General features: G+C 63.1%; 14 protein-coding genes. 7 read left to right on the top strand and 7 right to left on the bottom strand.

Annotated elements, in window-relative coordinates; translation table 11 throughout:
- Positions 1-6 precede the first annotated feature (6 nt).
- Positions 7-1,608 carry a cytochrome ubiquinol oxidase subunit I gene (locus tag PJL15_RS07010; protein WP_281450459.1) on the bottom strand — a complete coding sequence of 534 codons (1,602 nt, stop codon included), beginning with the start codon at positions 1,606-1,608 and terminating at the stop codon, positions 7-9.
- Positions 1,609-1,888: 280 nt separating this feature from the next.
- Between PJL15_RS07010 and PJL15_RS07015 the strand changes: the two genes are divergently transcribed.
- Together PJL15_RS07015 and PJL15_RS07020 are read left to right on the top strand one after the other, a co-directional pair.
- Positions 1,889-2,275, top strand: a complete 387-nt coding sequence (locus PJL15_RS07015; protein WP_011774471.1) for a BlaI/MecI/CopY family transcriptional regulator — start codon at positions 1,889-1,891, stop codon at positions 2,273-2,275.
- A 5-nt stretch (positions 2,276-2,280) separates the two neighbouring features.
- Positions 2,281-3,267, top strand: a complete 987-nt coding sequence (locus tag PJL15_RS07020) for a M56 family metallopeptidase (RefSeq protein ID WP_281450460.1) — start codon at positions 2,281-2,283, stop codon at positions 3,265-3,267.
- 27 nt (positions 3,268-3,294) lie between these two features.
- Here the strand turns inward: PJL15_RS07020 and PJL15_RS07025 are convergent, their stop codons facing one another.
- A complete protein-coding gene (locus tag PJL15_RS07025) occupies positions 3,295-3,831 on the bottom strand; it encodes a Chromate resistance protein ChrB (RefSeq protein ID WP_281450461.1) in 537 nt (178 codons plus the stop codon).
- 69 nt (positions 3,832-3,900) lie between these two features.
- Here PJL15_RS07025 and PJL15_RS07030 point away from each other — a divergent pair, with 69 nt between their 5' ends.
- The gene (locus tag PJL15_RS07030) at positions 3,901-5,067 is read left to right on the top strand and encodes an MFS transporter (protein ID WP_281450478.1); all 1,167 of its coding nucleotides are present in this window, start codon (positions 3,901-3,903) and stop codon (positions 5,065-5,067) included.
- 13 nt (positions 5,068-5,080) lie between these two features.
- Here PJL15_RS07030 and PJL15_RS07035 read toward each other — a convergent pair whose 3' ends face one another.
- Positions 5,081-7,189, bottom strand: a complete 2,109-nt coding sequence (locus PJL15_RS07035) for a DNA gyrase/topoisomerase IV subunit B (protein WP_281450462.1) — start codon at positions 7,187-7,189, stop codon at positions 5,081-5,083.
- A 267-nt stretch (positions 7,190-7,456) separates the two neighbouring features.
- Between PJL15_RS07035 and PJL15_RS07040 the strand changes: the two genes are divergently transcribed.
- Positions 7,457-7,678 (top strand): DUF7455 domain-containing protein, encoded by a 222-nt coding sequence (locus PJL15_RS07040; protein WP_018778705.1) that lies wholly within the window; start codon positions 7,457-7,459, stop codon positions 7,676-7,678.
- 203 nt (positions 7,679-7,881) lie between these two features.
- Here the strand turns inward: PJL15_RS07040 and PJL15_RS07045 are convergent, their stop codons facing one another.
- The 4 genes from PJL15_RS07045 to PJL15_RS07060 form a co-directional block, all read right to left on the bottom strand.
- The gene (locus PJL15_RS07045) at positions 7,882-9,192 is read right to left on the bottom strand and encodes an RNA polymerase sigma factor (RefSeq protein ID WP_281450463.1); all 1,311 of its coding nucleotides are present in this window, start codon (positions 9,190-9,192) and stop codon (positions 7,882-7,884) included.
- Between the two features lie 243 nt (positions 9,193-9,435).
- Positions 9,436-10,713 (bottom strand): DUF4192 domain-containing protein, encoded by a 1,278-nt coding sequence (locus PJL15_RS07050; protein ID WP_281450464.1) that lies wholly within the window; start codon positions 10,711-10,713, stop codon positions 9,436-9,438.
- A 94-nt stretch (positions 10,714-10,807) separates the two neighbouring features.
- A complete protein-coding gene (locus PJL15_RS07055; protein WP_281450465.1) occupies positions 10,808-12,163 on the bottom strand; it encodes an MFS transporter in 1,356 nt (451 codons plus the stop codon).
- 34 nt (positions 12,164-12,197) lie between these two features.
- Entirely contained in the window at positions 12,198-13,136 is a 939-nt protein-coding gene (locus PJL15_RS07060) for a proteasome assembly chaperone family protein (protein ID WP_281450466.1), read from the bottom strand.
- A gap of 289 nt (positions 13,137-13,425) precedes the next feature.
- Here PJL15_RS07060 and PJL15_RS07065 point away from each other — a divergent pair, with 289 nt between their 5' ends.
- From PJL15_RS07065 to PJL15_RS07075, 3 genes are all read left to right on the top strand, one after another.
- On the top strand, positions 13,426-14,949 hold the full coding sequence (locus PJL15_RS07065; protein WP_281450467.1) for a leucyl aminopeptidase: 1,524 nt from the start codon (positions 13,426-13,428) through the stop codon (positions 14,947-14,949).
- A gap of 290 nt (positions 14,950-15,239) precedes the next feature.
- The gene (gene lpdA, locus PJL15_RS07070) at positions 15,240-16,622 is read left to right on the top strand and encodes a dihydrolipoyl dehydrogenase (RefSeq protein WP_018778711.1); all 1,383 of its coding nucleotides are present in this window, start codon (positions 15,240-15,242) and stop codon (positions 16,620-16,622) included.
- Positions 16,623-16,735: 113 nt separating this feature from the next.
- On the top strand, positions 16,736-17,453 hold a 718-nt coding region (locus PJL15_RS07075; protein WP_348651477.1), incomplete at its 3' end, for a biotin/lipoyl-containing protein.

A 17,453-nucleotide genomic window follows, 5' to 3' on the forward strand; every position in this document is an offset into this window, starting at 1 on the left:
TGGCTTCTAGTAGGCGAACGCCAGGACGTCGTCGCCGGGCTTGTCCGGAGTGTCGTTGTCTTTGTCGTGCCGTTCGCTGTCAGCGTCTTGGTGGGTGTGCGCCGGTTCCGGCATCGCCGAGGCAACTCCACCGCGCACGTACTTGACCAGCAGCCTCACTTCCACCACCAGCAATACGGCGTAAATGGCCGTCAGCACCACCAGCGAGGTCATGATCTCGCCTGCGCTGACGCCGGGCGAGACTGCCGCGGCGGTGAACATGAAGACCTGGTCGATGCCGTTCATGTCCGGGTTGGGCGCAACGACGAATGGTTGCCGTCCCATCTCGGTGAAGATCCAACCGGCCGCGTTGGCGCCAAAGGGGGCCAGAATACCGAAGACCGCGAGCCGCATCAGCCACTTGGACTCGGGCACAACGCCCTTGCGGGTCACCCACAGTGCCAACAGGGCGGCGAGGGCTGCGATGCCACCAAACCCGATCATCATGCGGAAGCCCCAGTAGGTCACTTCCATGACGGGAACGTACTGGATTTCCTGTCCGGCACGGTCGCCGTAGAGCGGGTTGTCCGGAAGGTGCGTGCCGTACTTTTCCTTGTACTCACCCAGGAGGCTGTTGACGCCCTTCACCTCGGTGGTGAAGTCGCCCTTCGCCAGGAAGGAAAGGATGCCGGGTACCTCGATGACGGCCACAATGTCATCGCAGTTCTTGGCACCGAGGTTGCCCACGCTCAGGACCGAGAAGCCTGTGCCGTCGTGGCAGGCAGCTTCGGCCGCAGCCATTTTCATGGGTTGCTGTTCAAACATGAGCTTGCCTTGGAGGTCGCCGGTGATGGCCGTTCCTGCGAAGGAAATCATGGCCACTACGGCGCCGATCCGCAACGACTTCATCCAGACTGTGTAGTCCGCTTTGTCCCTGCCCGGGATATCCCGGGCATCCCCGGGAATGATCCGGCCATCCTTGCCCATGGTGTCGATGCCGTCGTGGCGACGACGCCACAGGTGGTACCAGGCGATACCCAGGAGGAAGGCGCCGGCCACGCCCAGTGCGCCAAACAGCGTGTGGGGTACTGCGACCAGCGCGGTGTTGTTGGTGAAGACGGCCCAGGCGTCGGTCATGACGGGGCGTCCGTCCACCATCTCGACTCCCACAGGGTGCTGCATCCACGAGTTGGCCACAATGATGAAGTAGGCGGAGAAAACAGAACCGATCACCGCGATCCACAGGCAGGCCAGGTGCACGCCCCGCTTGAGTTGCTTCCAGCCGAAAATCCACAGCCCCAGGAACGTGGACTCCACGAAGAAGGCCAGCAGCGCCTCCAAGGCAAGCGGGGCGCCGAATACGTCGCCCACGAAGCGGCTGTACTCACTCCACGCCATCCCGAACTGGAATTCCTGGACGATGCCGGTGGCTACGCCCATGATGAAGTTGATCAGGAAGAGCTTTCCCCAGAACTTGGTCATGCGCAGGTACTCGGGCTTGCCCGTGCGGTACCACATGGTCTGGATGATGGCCACGACCAGGCCGAGGCCAATGGTGAGGGGCACCATCATGAAGTGGTAGACGGTAGTAATACCGAATTGCCAGCGTGCGATTTCCAAGGCGTCCATGGCTGTCCTTTGTGCGGTGGACCGAAGTACGATGACGTTACTTCTACGTAGCGTAGAAAACTTCTCTTCTACACAGTGTAGAACAAATGCCGCGCAACGAAACCCATTCTTCAAGTGGCATCGGCCACGCGCAAGGGGTGGATCCGTAGCGCGGCGCGCCGACTGTTCTACCTCACGTAGAATGAAGGCTGGAAAAGCGGTAGATTTATGGTGGAATGTTGGATCATCGCTCCCGGCCGCAGTCACCCTGCGGCGGGAAGCGGAAGGTAGGGAAGTATCGATGGCAAGTCTTGGGGAACTCGAACGGGCAGTGATGGACTTGCTCTGGGCAGGCCAGGAAGCTGCAACCGCCAATACCCTGCGTGATCTCCTTGCGCAGGATTCCGAGGCCGGCGACGGCACGGCAGGCCATCAAGGCAAAGACCTGGCAGTAACCACTGTCCTGACTGTGCTCTCGCGCCTGGAAAAGAAGGGCCTCGTGGAACGCGAACGCGGAACGCGCCCGCACCGTTACCAGGCAGTTTCCAGCCGCGCCGACCACACGGCCGAACTCATGCACGAGGTCCTGGGCTCCGCTCCCGACCGCGAGGCTGTCCTTGCCCGCTTCATTGGCTCCGTCACCGAAAGTGAAGCCGCTACCCTGCGCAAACTGCTCGGCTACAATTAGCCACTATGTTCTGGACCTCATACCTGCTTGCGGTCCTGGCATTGATTCTGGCGTGGCCGGTGCCGGTCCTGTTGTCGCGGGCACAATGGCCGGCACGCTCCCCCTTTACTGCCATGGTGCTGTGGCAGGCCATAGCACTTGCCGGTGGATTGTCCATGATTGGCGCCATGCTCGTGTATGGGCTGGAGCCCATTGGTGAGAATCTCCTTGCGGGACTCAGAAGCCTCGCCGGGATGGTTTTCAACAACGAACCAACCACCGCGCTGGGCTTCTGGCACCTTTTTGCCCTCTCCGCCGCGGCCCTTCTGACAGCCCACCTGGTTTTCACCCTGCTGCTGACGTACTACAAGATCGAACGCCAGCGCCGCAGGCACAGGGAACTCCTTGCCCTCCTCGCGTCGCCGTCCGACGACGGCCCCGGAACAGTGGTGATCAATCACGAGTCGCCGGTTGCCTACTGCCTGCCCGGCGGCGCACGTTCGGTTACTGTCCTGTCCGATGGGCTCATGGCCGCACTCGACCCTGCCGAGCTCCGGGCCGTGCTCATCCACGAGAATGCGCATCTTTCCCAGCGCCACGACCTCCTGCTGTGGGCTTTCGCGGCATGGCGACAAGCTTTGCCCTGGTTTCCCACCACCCGGCTTGCCCAAACAGCCGTGAACTCGCTGATCGAAATGCTGGCCGACGACGTCGCACTCCGGACCGAGAGCAAAGGGACGCTCATCAAGGCAATCGCCATTGTTGCCAGCGGAAGCTCACAGCCTGCCGTCAGCGCGGCTGCTCTGAGGGGTGGCGGGGCCGTCGTCGAAGGCAACGGGGTCAGCGCCACTGGAGGTGCCGATTCACCACGCACGACGGCGTCACGCGTCAGCCGCCTGCTCTCGCCACAGCCTCCCCTCACCAGGGGCCTGCGGGCACTCGTCCTTGTTGCCTCGGCACTGCTACTGGCCGTCCCCACGGCACTGTTGATCGTGCCGGGGCTGCTGGGGTAACAGGGCCTGCAGGCTTTTGCGGCCCTGCTATTCGGGGAGCATGACCTCGTAGACCTGGGACGCGAACCCATCCAGGGCTTCCCCGCAAAGGGCCAGCTGCTCCGCAGCCTCCCCGGCCTGGGGAAGATGGAGGACATCGCGTGATTTCAGCTCCCGGAACCAACGTTTCAGCCGCTCAAGGCTCTGTTCTTCTTCCTCAAGCTCAGCGAAAGTGAACTTTTCCTGGGCGATCTCCTTGGCGATCTCGGCCGCGAATTTGCGGCAATCGGCCATGAACTCGGCCCATTCTTCCTGCCGCGCGGCTTCATAGGCTTCCCTGAAGTTCTGTCCGCCCTCCTGGCGCGGCACCGCATCCACCAGAGTCCAAGTGCCATCACCTTTGGCGACCAGCTCTCCTGCGCGTCTCAGGCCCTCATCAAAGGCCGGGTGGGCCGGAAGCAGCCACGTGCCAGGCGTCAACGGCACAGCGCCGATCCGCCGCAACTCCCGCCAAACAGCCACGCGGTGCCTCGAGGGTTGCGACGGTACCTGTACCAGGATCAGCAGCCAACGTTCGTCAATCACAATAGCGAATGTAGCAGCTGTTACATTTGAAGCGTGAATCCCCCAGAAACAACCAACCCGCCACACACGATGCCCCACCACCGATGGCCCCTCTATGCCGCGGGTTTCACGACGGCGTTCGGTGCCCATGCCGTGGCCGCGGGACTTGGCGCCGAAAGCGCGGACATAGGGCTGAGCCTTCTGGGCCTGGGTATCCTGCTTGCCCTGTACGACATCGCCGAGGTCTTCCTCAAGCCGGTCTTCGGCGCCCTGAGCGACCGCATCGGGCCCAAGCCGGTGATTGTGGTTGGGTTGCTGGCCTTTGCAGCGGCCTCTTTGATCGGGCTGTGGGCCGATCAGCCCGCCATGCTCGCAGCAGCCAGGCTCGGACAAGGCATGGCGGCGTCTGCCTTCTCACCGGCATCCTCCGCCAGTGTTGCCCGGCTCGCAGGCAGCAGGACCGGCCACTATTTCGGGCGATACGGATCTTGGAAAGGCTTCGGCTACGCGATAGGACCGCTGCTGGGAGCCCTCGCAATCATGGCGGGGGGCTTCGGGCTCCTGTTTTCCGTCCTGTCCGGGTTGGCACTCGTGATAGCCGCATGGACAATCATTTCCATGCCGCGCCTGGATCCGTTGCCCAGGACCCGCTACACCCTCGTGGACCTCTGGCGACAAAGCACCGAAAAGTCATTCCTGGGTCCCACGCTGGTACTGGCTGCCGCTACGGGCGCACTCGGCGCGGCCGTCGGCTTCCTTCCCGCCCTGGCAGCCAGGGAAGGACTCGGCACCACCGGGAGCGTCGCCGTCGTGACTGTACTGGCCGTCGCGTCCTCCGCGGTCCAGCCACGCATCGGCGCCCTGAGGGACCGCGGCGTACTGGCGGACCGGCCGGGGATGATCGCCGGACTGTCCTCCATCGCCCTCGGTGCCTTGGTTGCCGCCGTTTTGCCGGGGGGGCTATGGACCTACGCGGCGGCAGTCCTGATCGGACTGGGGATAGGCGTTGCCACGCCACTTGCCTTCGCCCACCTCGCAGATTCCACGCCCAAGGAGAGGCTCGGACGGACCATGGGATCGGCCGAACTCGGACGCGAACTGGGGGACGCCGGAGGTCCCCTGCTGGTGGGCGGTGTCGCCGTGGCAGCAGGATTGCCATGGGGGCTCGGTGCGCTGGCCCTGCTGGTGGGCGCGGCAGCCTTCGCCGCCCCCGGAGCCGCCACCACCCGCGAACCGTCGGCGCAGGAGCCCCGCTGACGGCAGGCGGCAGCTAGGCGTCGATGCGCTCCCGGTCCAGGGTTGCCGCCCCGGCGATAATGAATTCCTTGCGCGGAGCCACATCTGAGCCCATCAGGAGGTCGAACACTTCTTCTGCGCGCTGGGCACTGTCGATACCCACTTTCCGCAGGGTCCTGTGGCGGGGGTCCATGGTGGTTTCAGCCAACTGCTGGGCGTCCATTTCGCCCAAGCCCTTGTAGCGCTGGATGGGCTCTTTGTACCGCTTGCCTTCTTTGACCAGCTTGGCGAGAAGGACGTGGAGCTCGGCCTCCGAGTAGGTGTAGATCATTTCGTTGGCCTTCTGGCCCGGATTGATGACTTCCACGCGGTGCAGCGGTGGGACCGCGGCGAAGACGCGGCCGGCCTCAACCATGGGCCGCATGTACCGGAAGAAGAGCGTCAGCAGCAGAGTGCGGATGTGGGCGCCGTCCACGTCGGCGTCCGTCATGAGGATCACCTTGCCATACCGAGCCGCATCAATGTCGAAGCTTCGGCCGGAACCGGCACCCACCACCTGGATCAACGCCGCACATTCAGCGTTGGACAACATGTCCCCTACAGATGCCTTCTGGACGTTCAGGATCTTTCCGCGGATGGGCAAGAGGGCTTGGAAGTCCGAGGACCGCGCCAGCTTGGCTGTTCCGAGCGCGGAGTCACCTTCCACAATGAACAGTTCGGAGCGTGCGACGTCATCGGTGCGGCAATCGGCCAGCTTGGTGGGCATGGACGAGGTTTCCAGCGCATTCTTGCGGCGCTGGGTTTCCTTGTGGACGCGGGCCGAGATGCGCGATTTCATCTCGCTGACCATCTTCTCCAACAGGAGCGCCGATTGGGCTTTGTCGTTGCGGTTGGCCGAGTTCAGCCGCGCGGTGATTTCCTTCTCAACAACCTTGGCCACAATCGCCCGAACGGCTGACGTGCCCAGGATCTCCTTGGTCTGCCCCTCGAACTGGGGCTCAGCCAGGCGCACGGTCAGGACTGCCGTCAGGCCCGCAAGGATGTCGTCTTTTTCGATCTTGTCATTGCCGGCTTTGAGCTTGCGGGCATTTGTCTCAACGGCCTTGCGGAAGGTCTTCAGGAGGGCAGCTTCAAAGCCCGACTGGTGGGTGCCACCCTTGGGAGTTGCGATGATGTTGACGAAGCTGCGCATGGTGGTTTCGTAGCCGATACCCCAACGCAGGGCGATGTCGACTTCGCAGTCACGCTCCACTTCGGCGATCTTGCTGTGCCCGTTCTCATCCAGCACAGGAACGGTTTCCTTAAACTTCCCGGATCCGTGAAGCCGCCAAACGTCGGTGACGCCGGAGTCCGCCGCCAGGAATTCAACAAACTCACTGATGCCTCCGTCGTGGTGGAACACTTCCTCGTGGACGCCGTGCTCCCCCGGGGTGCCGGCCAGCTTGCGCTCATCACGGACGGTGATCTTCAGGCCCGGCACAAGGAACGACGTCTGGCGCGCGCGGGCCGCGAGGTCGTCGTAGGAGAACTTGGCATCCGGCGTGAAAATCTGGCGGTCCGCCCAATAACGGACCCGCGTCCCCGTGACACCACGCTTCGCCTTGCCCACGACGTCCAGCACTGAATCCTCGACGAACGGCTCGAACGCGGAATCGGGCCCGGTCTTGGAACCCTGGTCAAGGAACCGGCCAGGCTCGCCCCGACGGAAGGACATTTGATACGTTTTGCTGCCGCGGTCCACCTGGACATCGAGGCGGCTGGACAAGGCGTTGACCACTGAAGCGCCCACGCCGTGCAGACCGCCGGAAGCCGTGTAGGAGCCGCCACCGAACTTTCCGCCCGCGTGCAGCTTGGTGAAGACGACTTCGACGCCGGACAAGCCCGTCTTGGGTTCGACGTCTACGGGGATGCCACGGCCGTCATCGTGAATTTCCACGGAATTGTCCGCGTGCAGGATGACTTTGATGTCATGTCCGAAGCCGGCCAGGGCTTCATCCACCGCGTTGTCGATGATTTCCCAAAGGCAGTGCATGAGGCCACGGGAGTCGGTGGAGCCGATGTACATGCCCGGGCGCTTGCGGACCGCTTCCAGCCCCTCAAGGACAGAAAGATGCCGGGCGTTGTATTCAGAACTCGGTGCCACGTGGGGGTGTGCTCCTTCGGGGTATATCTCAAGGTGTATCTGAGCGTGCTTCCCAGCCGTATTTCGCTGGTAATTCAAGGCAAACACTGCCCATACTAGGCTAGCCGCGACGCCCCTCGGGCACGGGTTGCCACTCCCGGCGATCAGGAATCCGCATCATGACGTTATGCACATGTGATACGCGGACAGCGAAAGTGACCCATCCTTGCCATGGATCTGCGTCGAATGCTGGTTATATGGATGTACAGAACTACTAAGGAGGCCGACATGACAACAGCAGTTGCAGACCGCACACTGAACGCCGCTGACCGGTGCGATCGTTGCGGAGCCCAGGCGTATGTCCGCGTTGTACTCGAGTCCTCCGGCGGTGAGCTGCTTTTCTGCGGCCACCACGCACGTGCAGTTGAAGCCACGCTCCGGCCCATGACTTCGGACTGGCATGATGAGACCGAGCGCCTCAATGAGAAGGCACCCGTCCCCGTCGACTAGGCAGGGCAGCCGGCAACAGTCCGGATCCACATCGAGCCGAAAGGGCTCCTCCCCATTGGGGAGGGGCCCTTTTGCTGTGCGATATACGTGTGCGCCATCCGTCTTGCCCCAGTTCCGCTGGGGCGTGGCCCCTAGGGTCATTGCAGGAAAGCGGCCCAGCCGGAACATCCGACTGGGCCGCTCTCGCGCATGCTTGGAACCGTTTAGTCCAGGTAGTCCCGCAGTACCTGCGAGCGGGACGGGTGACGCAACTTGGACATGGTCTTGGATTCGATCTGGCGGATGCGCTCACGCGTGACTCCGTAGACCTTGCCGATTTCGTCTAAAGTCTTCGGCTGGCCATCGGTGAGGCCGAAGCGCATGGCCACAACACCTGCCTCACGCTCGGAGAGCGTGTCCAGGACGGAGTGCAGCTGCTCCTGCAGGAGCGTGAAGCTCACTGCGTCTGCGGGAACAACAGCCTCGGAGTCCTCGATCAGGTCACCGAACTCGGAGTCGCCATCCTCACCCAGGGGGGTGTGCAGCGAGATGGGCTCGCGACCATACTTCTGGACCTCGACGACCTTCTCGGGTGTCATGTCCAATTCCAGTGCCAACTCTTCAGGCGTAGGCTCGCGGCCCAGGTCCTGAAGCATCTGGCGCTGAACGCGGGCCAACTTGTTGATGACTTCCACCATGTGAACCGGGATGCGGATTGTCCGGGCCTGGTCGGCCATGGCGCGGGTAATCGCCTGGCGGATCCACCACGTGGCGTACGTGGAGAACTTGAAGCCCTTGGTGTAGTCGAACTTCTCCACAGCGCGGATAAGGCCGAGGTTTCCTTCCTGGATCAGGTCCAGGAAGAGCATGCCGCGCCCGGTGTAACGCTTGGCAAGCGAGACAACCAGGCGGAGGTTGGCCTCGAGGAGGTGGTTCTTAGCGCGCTTGCCATCGTGGATGACGAACTCGAGCTCACGCTTGAGCTTGGGATCCATGGATCCGTCATCTGCATTGATCTTTTCCTCAGCAAAGAGGCCGGCCTCGATGCGGAGTGCCAAATCGACTTCCTGCTCGGCATTCAGCAGGGCGACCTTGCCGATTTGCTTCAGGTAGTCCTTGACGGGGTCTGCGGTTGCACCGGCGGACATGACCTGCTGAACAGGTGCGTCGTCGTCATCGGCGTCCGAGTAGACGAAGCCCGAACCGGACGGAGCAGCCTTGTCCTTGGCGGGAACTGCGCCGTCCTCGGTGTCGTCATCTCCGACTTCGACTTCCTCCGCTGCTGCGGGGTCGAAGTCTTCGTCCTCGGCGCTTTCATCGGCCTCGGAAGTGGAAGAGTCGTTCGCGGCTTCAGCTGCGGCCTTCGCGCCGGGCTTGGGTCCACGCTTCTTGGGTGCAGGCTTGTCAGAGTCGCCCTCTGAAGCCTTGTTGGCAGCACGTGTCGCAGGGCGCTTTGCCGACGTGGCCGCCTTCTTTTCCTCAGCGGACAATTCGGCCTGGGCGGCGGGTTCCTTCTCGACGGAAGACGGGGTCACAGAAAACCTTTCTAGCGGCGGTCTGTGGAATCACCATACGGGCAACACCACTATGACCCTGTCAAGTCCGCGATCAATTTCAAATGCGATCGCCGTCCGCAGAGTCTTTGAATATAACTCCCGACGACGCTGGGTTGTTCCCGTTTCCGGGCCTTCCCAGGCATTCAAACGCGGACCCAACCGGGTCTCGGCATCCATTGTCTCACGGTTTTGCAAAACGTACGCCTGAACGGCCGGCAGGTTCTACAGCGCGCCGCCCAGTGGGCCCTTCCATGCCGAGTCCGGACGGCGGGCCCACCCGCAGAGGGTGCCTTGTTCAAGAATTCCCGTCAACAGTTCCGCCAGCCGGTACCCCGGACGGGCATCTTCTGCCCGGCTGAGGCAAGCATGGGCCATGGAACCTTTCCCCTTGCACCAGTAGATCCATCCTTGGAGCGTCAGGGCCGCTGCTGCCACTTCCCCATGCTCACCCTCGACGGTCAGCCCCGCGAGGATCCCCTGTAGAACGTCGAGGTCGTTCCAGCGGGGCTTCTCCGGATACATGCCGAGCAGGACATCGCCATAAGTGTGGACATCCGCGGACCTGCGGGATCCGTTCGCCCGGGCAGCCTTGGCAGCCTTGGCAGCCTGGGGCCAGGCTTCACCAGAAGGCACGCCCAGTTCGCCGGGGTCGAAGGGGGCGGCGTCTGGGCCGTCCTCCGCGAAGAATCCAAAGCTTTCAGCTCCTGCCTTGGCCGAGCCGAGACCGGCCGCTGCCATCACGGCCACGGCATCACGCCACCCAGGCACTTTCAACGTGGTCCTGAGGAAACCGATGGTTCCTGCATCGGCACCAGGTTCCAACGGATTATTCCCCGAGGCCCTGGACACCGCATGCCGCCACACTGCCAGTACGGCATCCATGCAGGGTTCGCTGCGCCAACTGCCAAGGATCAGGTCCCCGAACCGCGCTTCCGCCTCAATCACGCCGGGATCGTGCGGCCCGGACCTGGCCAGGCGCAGTCCTTCGGTCCCTTTCCCCGGGGACGGCCCCACGACGCTCCCCTGATACACCAGTTCTGTGCTGAGGCGGCTCTCTTTGATCCGTTCCGCCGGTAGCCCGGGAAAGGGGCAACAGGCCTCATCCGTGCAGTTGGCGCCGCGCCAGTACTTGGTTCCCACCAACCAAGCTTCACGGACTACGAGGTCAACGTGGTCAAGGCTGCCGCGCAGGACGTCCAGCAACGGCGTGGTCCGGCTGATCACGGCGCCGTCGTTCCATCCCTCATCCGTATAAATGGCGAGAAGCACGCCGTTGGCGGCCTCGTCGGCGATCAGGTAGTCGCGGATTTGGGCGGCGAAGCAGGCCAGTCCGTCATCTGAACCCAAGGCGGGCAAGTCCACGCGGAGCGTGGCGCCCAGGACGTTGCCCTGCATGGTGATGGCCACGAGGCTGTCTTCGGGCCAGTAACCGAGCATGTGGGGTATGTAGCCAAGGATGTCTTCGGGCTGGTGGATGCTGAGCATTCTGTTGGTGGTCATGAATCCAGCCTGCGCACCAGCCGGTAACGGGAACAGGGACGAACTTCCGTATGTGGAAAAGCAGGCGGAACAACGTGGCCGTCGCGTCAGCGCCCTACTGTTCCCCCGCCGCCTTGGCACGCGCGTCACGGCGCCGTTCCAGGCGTTCACGACGTTGCCGCGCGAGTGCGGTTGCCAGTGGCGGCACGTGGATGCCTTGGGCGGCCATTTGCCGGCGGACTTTCCGCCGCGTCACCACAATGAGCATTGTTCCGAGGGCGAGCAGTAGGAACTGGACGCTGAGGGCAATCCGGAACGGTGCCAGTCCGTACAGCTCACCGCCGGAGAAGCCACTGGCATTCAGGAGGTCCAGCACCAAGCCAATCAGGTAGATCGCAATCAGCGCTGCAATGAAGCCGCCAACATTGACGATTCCCGTTGCCGTGCCGATCCGGTGCGAGGGATTGAAGGTGCGGGCGAAATCGAATCCGATCATGGATCCCGGGCCGCCAACGGCCAGCACTACCACCAAAATGACCAGGAGCCACAGTGGAGCGCGTTCAGGAAGAAGCAGCACGGCCGCCCAGGCCAGAGCCGTAGCGGTAGTGATCAAAAGGACCATTGCCGATCTTCGCATCGGGTGCCTGGACACAAACCTGCCAAAACCCGGTCCGGCAACAATGGCCGTCGCCACAAAAAGGGCCATTAAGGCAGAGACCGTTCCCGCGTCGAGCCCTTGGGCTGAGAGCAGGAAAGGATACCCCCATGTCATCGCGAAGAGGTTGCCGCTGAACTGGACGGTGAAGTGGCTCCACAGCCCAAGCCTGGTCCCCGGCTGCTTCCAGGCGCGGGAAAGTGAAACACCGGTGGCCCTCAAGCCTTGGGCCGAAGCCGTGGCGGGATGGCCGGGAGGTGCGTCCCGCAATAAGGACAGGACCAGGACCACGGCCAGTACCGACATCGCAGCCAAGGTCAGGAATGCCGGAGTCCACCCTGCCGAATGCAGCAGCAAGGCAAACGGAACCACGCTGAACAGCTGGCCCAACTGGCCGCACATTCCTGTCAGTTGGGTCACCAGGGGAACCCTGGCCGGCGCGAACCACAAGGGAACCAACCGGATAACGGAGATGAAGGTCATGGCGTCGCCGGCCCCCACGAGGACGCGGCCCAGGACACCCCCGGGAATGCTTTCAGCAAAAGCAAGTTGCAGTTGTCCCGCGGCCATGAGGACGGCGCCGCCGGCCACCATGACCCGGGACCCGAACCGGTCCACCAAAACACCCACCGGAATCTGCAAGCCCGCGTAGACCAACAGCTGCAACACGGTGAAAAAGGAGATAGCCGAAGCGCTGGCATGGAACCGCTCGGTCGCCTCCAAACCTGCCACGCCGAAGGACGTCCGCTGCGCTACAGCTACGAGGTAGGCGAAGATGCCTATGGTCCAGATCAGCCAGGCGCGGGGAGAAGTCACTCCTCAATTATGCCGGTCAAGCGATAAAGCTGATTTATTGAGGCGTGTCTTTACGTGCCAGGTACGCTTCCACAGCCGCACCGATGTCCTCAGCGTTGGGAAGCTCGTCATTCTCGTCGGCAAGCAGGGAGCGGCGGACTATTCCCTCGGACTTCTCGTCATAGCGGGACTCCAGGTTGGCCACCACCGCCTGCACTTCTTCGGATGCCTCGATCTGCTCGGCGATCTGCCGGCCCACTTCACGGCCCGCTTCGCGAAGGCGGTCGGTGGGAAGCATGAGGGACGTAGCAGCCCCCAGGTATTCCAGTCCTGCTACGGCCGCGGGCGGGTACTCGGCCTCGGCCAGGTAATGCGGAACGTGGATAACGTAGCCTGCGACGCTGCGCTCAGCCTCAGTGAGCCGAAGCTCGAGGATGTGCCCAATGGCAGCGGGAACCTCCACAGTTGGTTTCCAACTGGAAATTCCTTCGATGAGCTCAGGCCGGTTGCCGTGAACTGTCACGCCCACGGGGCGCGTGTGCGGCACAGGCATGGGGATGGAGTGGATCCACGTCACCAGGTTGACGTCCAGTTTCTCCACGATTCCCACCACAGCCCGGGCGAACCTCTCCCACTGCAGGTCCGGCTCAAAGCCCGCCAAAAGCAGGAACGGCTGGCCAAGCCCGTCCGTCAGCTTGTACAAGCCAAGCTTTGGCGCCTGGTAGTCCTGGAGGTGGTCTTCCACGAAGCTGATGTGGGGACGGCGCGAACGGTAGTCGATGAGTTGGTCGGCGTCGAACATGGCTACGACCTCGACGTCGGGGCCGTCCAGCAGTTCCGCATTGATTTGCCGGACCACATGACCGGCATCGGCAAATCCAGTGAATCCCATGACCAGGTCCAAGCCGCGGAGTTCAGGGCTGTGGAAGGTCTCGATGTTGCTCGCGTAGAGCGCTTCGGGGTCCAGGAGGGTGCCGGATATCCGTTCAAACACGGCGTATTCCTTTCACGGGGCTATTGGGGTCCCTGGTTCGGGATGGGTCTCTACCGGTACAACGCTGCACGTCGGGCAGGCATTCCTGCTTCGAATGTGCGGCAGCTCTCATTTAATTGCTGTCCGCGGGCGCCGAGAGACTACGATCGAAACGGGCCGACGTCCTCTTGCGACGCCGGGCCTGAAGACCAAGGCCGCCGTCGCACGTGGACGTCGGGCGCGTACCGGGGCAGGCCGCCAAACATGCGGCCCCGCCATGCAATGCAGAGAGAAGTGAGGACACATCCTCGTGGTCAAGACTACTGACATCATCCTGGGCATCATCGCCAAGGACCTGAAAAAGTCCCCCAGCGACGCACTTGTGATCGGAGTTGCGCAAGGCACCGACGGGCCGGTGCTGCTTGCCAATCCCCTCAGCGCCAAGGCTGCCGAGTCCGTTGCGGGCTCCCTGAAGCCCCTCGGCATCAGCGGCGCAGCCGACCAGGTCCACCGGCTTCCGGGCCTGCCCGAGACGGGTGCCGGAATCCTGGTCCTGGCCGGAGTTGGCAAGCTGGCCGACGCCGGCGCCCTCAGCGAAGAGGCGTTGCGCCGTGCCGCAGGATCCGCTGTACGCCAGCTGGCTGGGCTGTCCACCGTGACGCTGGCCTTCCCGACGCCGGCACTCGCCGATGTCGCGGCCGTCGCCGAAGGTGCCGCCCTGGGCGCCTACTCCTACACGGAGCACCGTTCCTCCACCGACGGGCTGAAGGCCCCGGTTGCGAAGGCCCAGATCTTCTCGGACGTGGATGCCAAGGCAGCGCAGCCGGCCCTCGACCGCGCTATCGTGCTGGCAGGGGCCGTCAACGCCACGCGCACGCTGGTGAACCAGCCCCCCAGCCACCTCTACCCGGAGACGTTTGCCGAGTCCGCCAAGGAACTCGCCAAGGGACTTCCGGTAAAGGTAACGGTCTGGGACGAGAAGCGCCTGGAAAAAGAAGGCTTCGGAGGAATCCTCGGCGTTGGCAAGGGCTCTACCCGCCAGCCGCGCCTGGTCAAGGTGGAATACGCCCCCGCCAAGGCCACCCGGAAGATCGCCCTCGTGGGCAAGGGCATCACCTTTGACACCGGCGGCATTTCCATTAAGCCCGCCCTTGGCATGGGCGACATGAAGAGCGATATGGCCGGCGCCGCCGTCGTACTTAATACTGTCCTGGCGCTGGCGTCACTCGGCCTGCCCATCAAGGCGACCGCCTGGCTCTGCATTGCCGAAAACATGCCTTCCGGCGCCGCAGCGCGGCCCGCCGATGTCTTCACCATCCACGGCGGCAAGACTGTGGAGGTCCTGAACACCGACGCCGAGGGCCGGCTGGTAATGGCCGACGGACTCGTCGCCGCCAGCCTGGAGAAGCCTGACGTCATCATCGACGTCGCGACGCTGACAGGCGCGCAGTTGATCGCCCTTGGCCTGCGCACCGCCGGTGTGATGGGTTCGGATTCCGTTACGGCAGCACTCAAGAACGCAGCCGACCGTGCCGGCGAACTGGTCTGGCCCATGCCGCTGCCCGAGGAACTGCGTCCCAGCCTGGACTCCCAGGTTGCAGACATCGCCAACATCGGTGAGCGAAACGGCGGCATGATGACCGCTGCTGTCTTCCTGCGGGAATTCGTGGGCAAGGACGGAAACGGCGAACAGATCCCGTGGGCCCACGTGGACATCGCCGGTCCTTCCTTCAACAACGGCAGCCCCTATGGCTACACCCCCAAGCAGGGCACCGGATGCACGGTCCGCACCCTGGTTGCCTACGCCGAAGACCTTCTGGCGGTTTCCGCCTAGCGGCACACCCCCGCACCGTCCGCGGTTGTGTGGCTCCGGCATCCCGCCGGGGCCACGCAACCCCGGAATTATGCGGCGTGTAGCGCTGTGTCACAAGTGAACGTGAGTCTCGACACAAGCGCTCCACAAACACCCGCAGAGGGTGGAGCATGGGTAGGTGGTTCGCTAAGGTGAACTCGATAGTCACAAATGCAAGAGAACTTAGGTGCTGGCATAATCACGGCAGAACAAGTTCCAAAGACCAGATGGCACGCAGTCCCGTGTCATCATTCACGCGAGGGAGCGTTTTAGTGGCCGATCAGGCAACTGCGCAAGAATTCGACATCCTGGTACTCGGTGGCGGCAGCGGCGGCTACGCCACTGCCCTGCGGGCCGTGCAGCTTGGGTTCACCGTTGGCCTTGTGGAAAAGGCAAAGCTCGGCGGAACCTGCCTGCACAACGGTTGTATCCCCACCAAGGCCCTCCTGCACTCGGCCGAACTGGCTGACCATGCACGCGATTCCGCCAAGTACGGCGTGAACGTCACGCTCGACAGCATCGACATGTCGGCCGTGAACGCGTACAAGGACGGCATCATTGCAGGTAAGTTCAAGGGCCTCCAGGGACTCATCAAGTCCAAGGGCATCACCGTCATTGAAGGTGAAGGCAAGCTCCAGGGCAACAACACCGTCGTCGTGAACGGCACGGCCTACACGGGCAAGAACATTGTCCTGGCCACCGGTTCCTACTCACGGTCACTGCCTGGTCTTGAAATCGGCGGCAAGGTCATCACCTCGGACCAGGCCCTCACCATGGACTACATCCCCAAGAGCGCCATCGTCCTCGGCGGCGGCGTCATCGGCGTCGAATTCGCTTCCGTCTGGAAGTCCTTCGGCGTGGACGTCACCATCATCGAAGGCCTCCCCTCCTTGGTTCCCAACGAGGACGCTTCGATCGTCAAGAACCTCGAGCGCGCGTTCAAGAAGCGCGGCATCAAGTTCACCACCGGCATCTTCTTCCAGGGCGTCGAGCAGAACGACGACGGCGTCAAGGTCACCTTGGTTGACGGCCAGACCTTCGAAGCCGACCTCCTGCTCGTAGCTGTAGGACGCGGTCCTGTCACCGCCAACCTTGGCTACGAAGAAGCCGGCATTACCATCGACCGCGGCTTCGTCATCACCAACGAGCGCCTCCACACCGGCGTCGGCAACATCTACGCCGTGGGCGACATCGTCCCGGGCGTCCAGTTGGCACACCGTGGATACCAGCAGGGCATCTTCGTTGCCGAAGAGATTGCCGGCCTGAACCCGGCCATCGTCGAGGACATCAACATCCCCAAGGTCACCTACTGCGAACCCGAAATCGCCACTGTGGGCTACACCGAAAAGGCCGCCAAGGAGAAGTTCGGCGACGACCAGGTGCAGACCCAGGAATACAACCTTGCCGGTAACGGCAAGAGCTCCATCCTCGGCACCGGCGGCATCGTCAAGCTGGTCCGCCAGAAGGATGGCCCCGTAGTTGGCATCCACATGATTGGTTCACGCATGGGTGAGCAGATCGGTGAAGCCCAACTGATCGTGAACTGGGAAGCCTACCCGGAGGACGTGGCCCAGCTGGTCCACGCCCACCCCACCCAGAACGAAGCTTTGGGCGAAGCCCACCTCGCCCTCGCGGGCAAGCCGCTCCACGGCTAAGTCTTTACCCAAGACAAACGGGTCGGGTGCATGCAGCGGAATCTGCCGGATGCACCCGGCCCGGACCAGCAGAATTCATCCGCACAAAGATCAATAAGGAGAACGGGGACGACATGTCTGAATCCGTTAACTTGCCCGCCCTCGGTGAGAGTGTCACCGAAGGAACCGTCACCCGCTGGCTCAAGCAGGTTGGTGACCGGGTGGAGATCGACGAGCCGTTGCTCGAGGTTTCAACCGACAAAGTAGACACTGAAATCCCTTCTCCGATCTCTGGCGTCATCGAAGAAATCCTCGTCGCTGAAGACGAGACGGCTGAAGTTGGCGCCCCCTTGGTCCGCATCGGCGATGGCTCCGGCTCCGCCGCTGAGGCCGCACCGGCCGAGGAAGCACCTGCTGCTCCCGCCCAGGAGGCAGCTCCCGCAGCCGCTGAAGCTCCTGCTGCAGAGGAAGCACCTGCCGCTCCCGCCCAGGAGGCAGCACCCGCAGCTTCCGGCGGCGAAGGCCACGAAGTCACCCTGCCCGCCTTGGGCGAGAGCGTCACCGAAGGCACCGTGACCCGCTGGCTCAAGGCCGTCGGCGACACCGTCGAGGTGGACGAACCCCTCCTCGAGGTTTCAACCGACAAGGTCGACACCGAAATCCCCTCCCCTGTTGCCGGTACCCTCCAGGAAATCCGCGTCAACGAGGACGAGACCGCCGAAGTTGGTTCCGTCCTGGCTGTCATCGGTTCCGGTGCAGCCGCACCTGCTGCCGCTCCGGCTCCCGCTGCCCCGGCAGAAGCGCCGGCAGCACCTGCTCCCGCTGCAGCACCAGCGCCACCCGCACCCGCAC

This window comes from Paenarthrobacter nitroguajacolicus, assembly GCF_029952445.1.
Lineage (GTDB): Bacteria > Actinomycetota > Actinomycetes > Actinomycetales > Micrococcaceae > Arthrobacter > Arthrobacter nitroguajacolicus_B.

Coding starts and splice junctions, on each gene's coding strand:
- PJL15_RS07010 (WP_281450459.1), bottom strand. CDS start 1,608: ATGGACGCCTTGGAAATCGCACGCTGGCAATTCGGTATTACTACCGTC.
- PJL15_RS07040 (WP_018778705.1), top strand. CDS start 7,457: ATGACAACAGCAGTTGCAGACCGCACACTGAACGCCGCTGACCGGTGC.
- PJL15_RS07020 (WP_281450460.1), top strand. CDS start 2,281: ATGTTCTGGACCTCATACCTGCTTGCGGTCCTGGCATTGATTCTGGCG.
- PJL15_RS07030 (WP_281450478.1), top strand. CDS start 3,901: ATGCCCCACCACCGATGGCCCCTCTATGCCGCGGGTTTCACGACGGCG.
- PJL15_RS07050 (WP_281450464.1), bottom strand. CDS start 10,713: ATGACCACCAACAGAATGCTCAGCATCCACCAGCCCGAAGACATCCTT.
- PJL15_RS07015 (WP_011774471.1), top strand. CDS start 1,889: ATGGCAAGTCTTGGGGAACTCGAACGGGCAGTGATGGACTTGCTCTGG.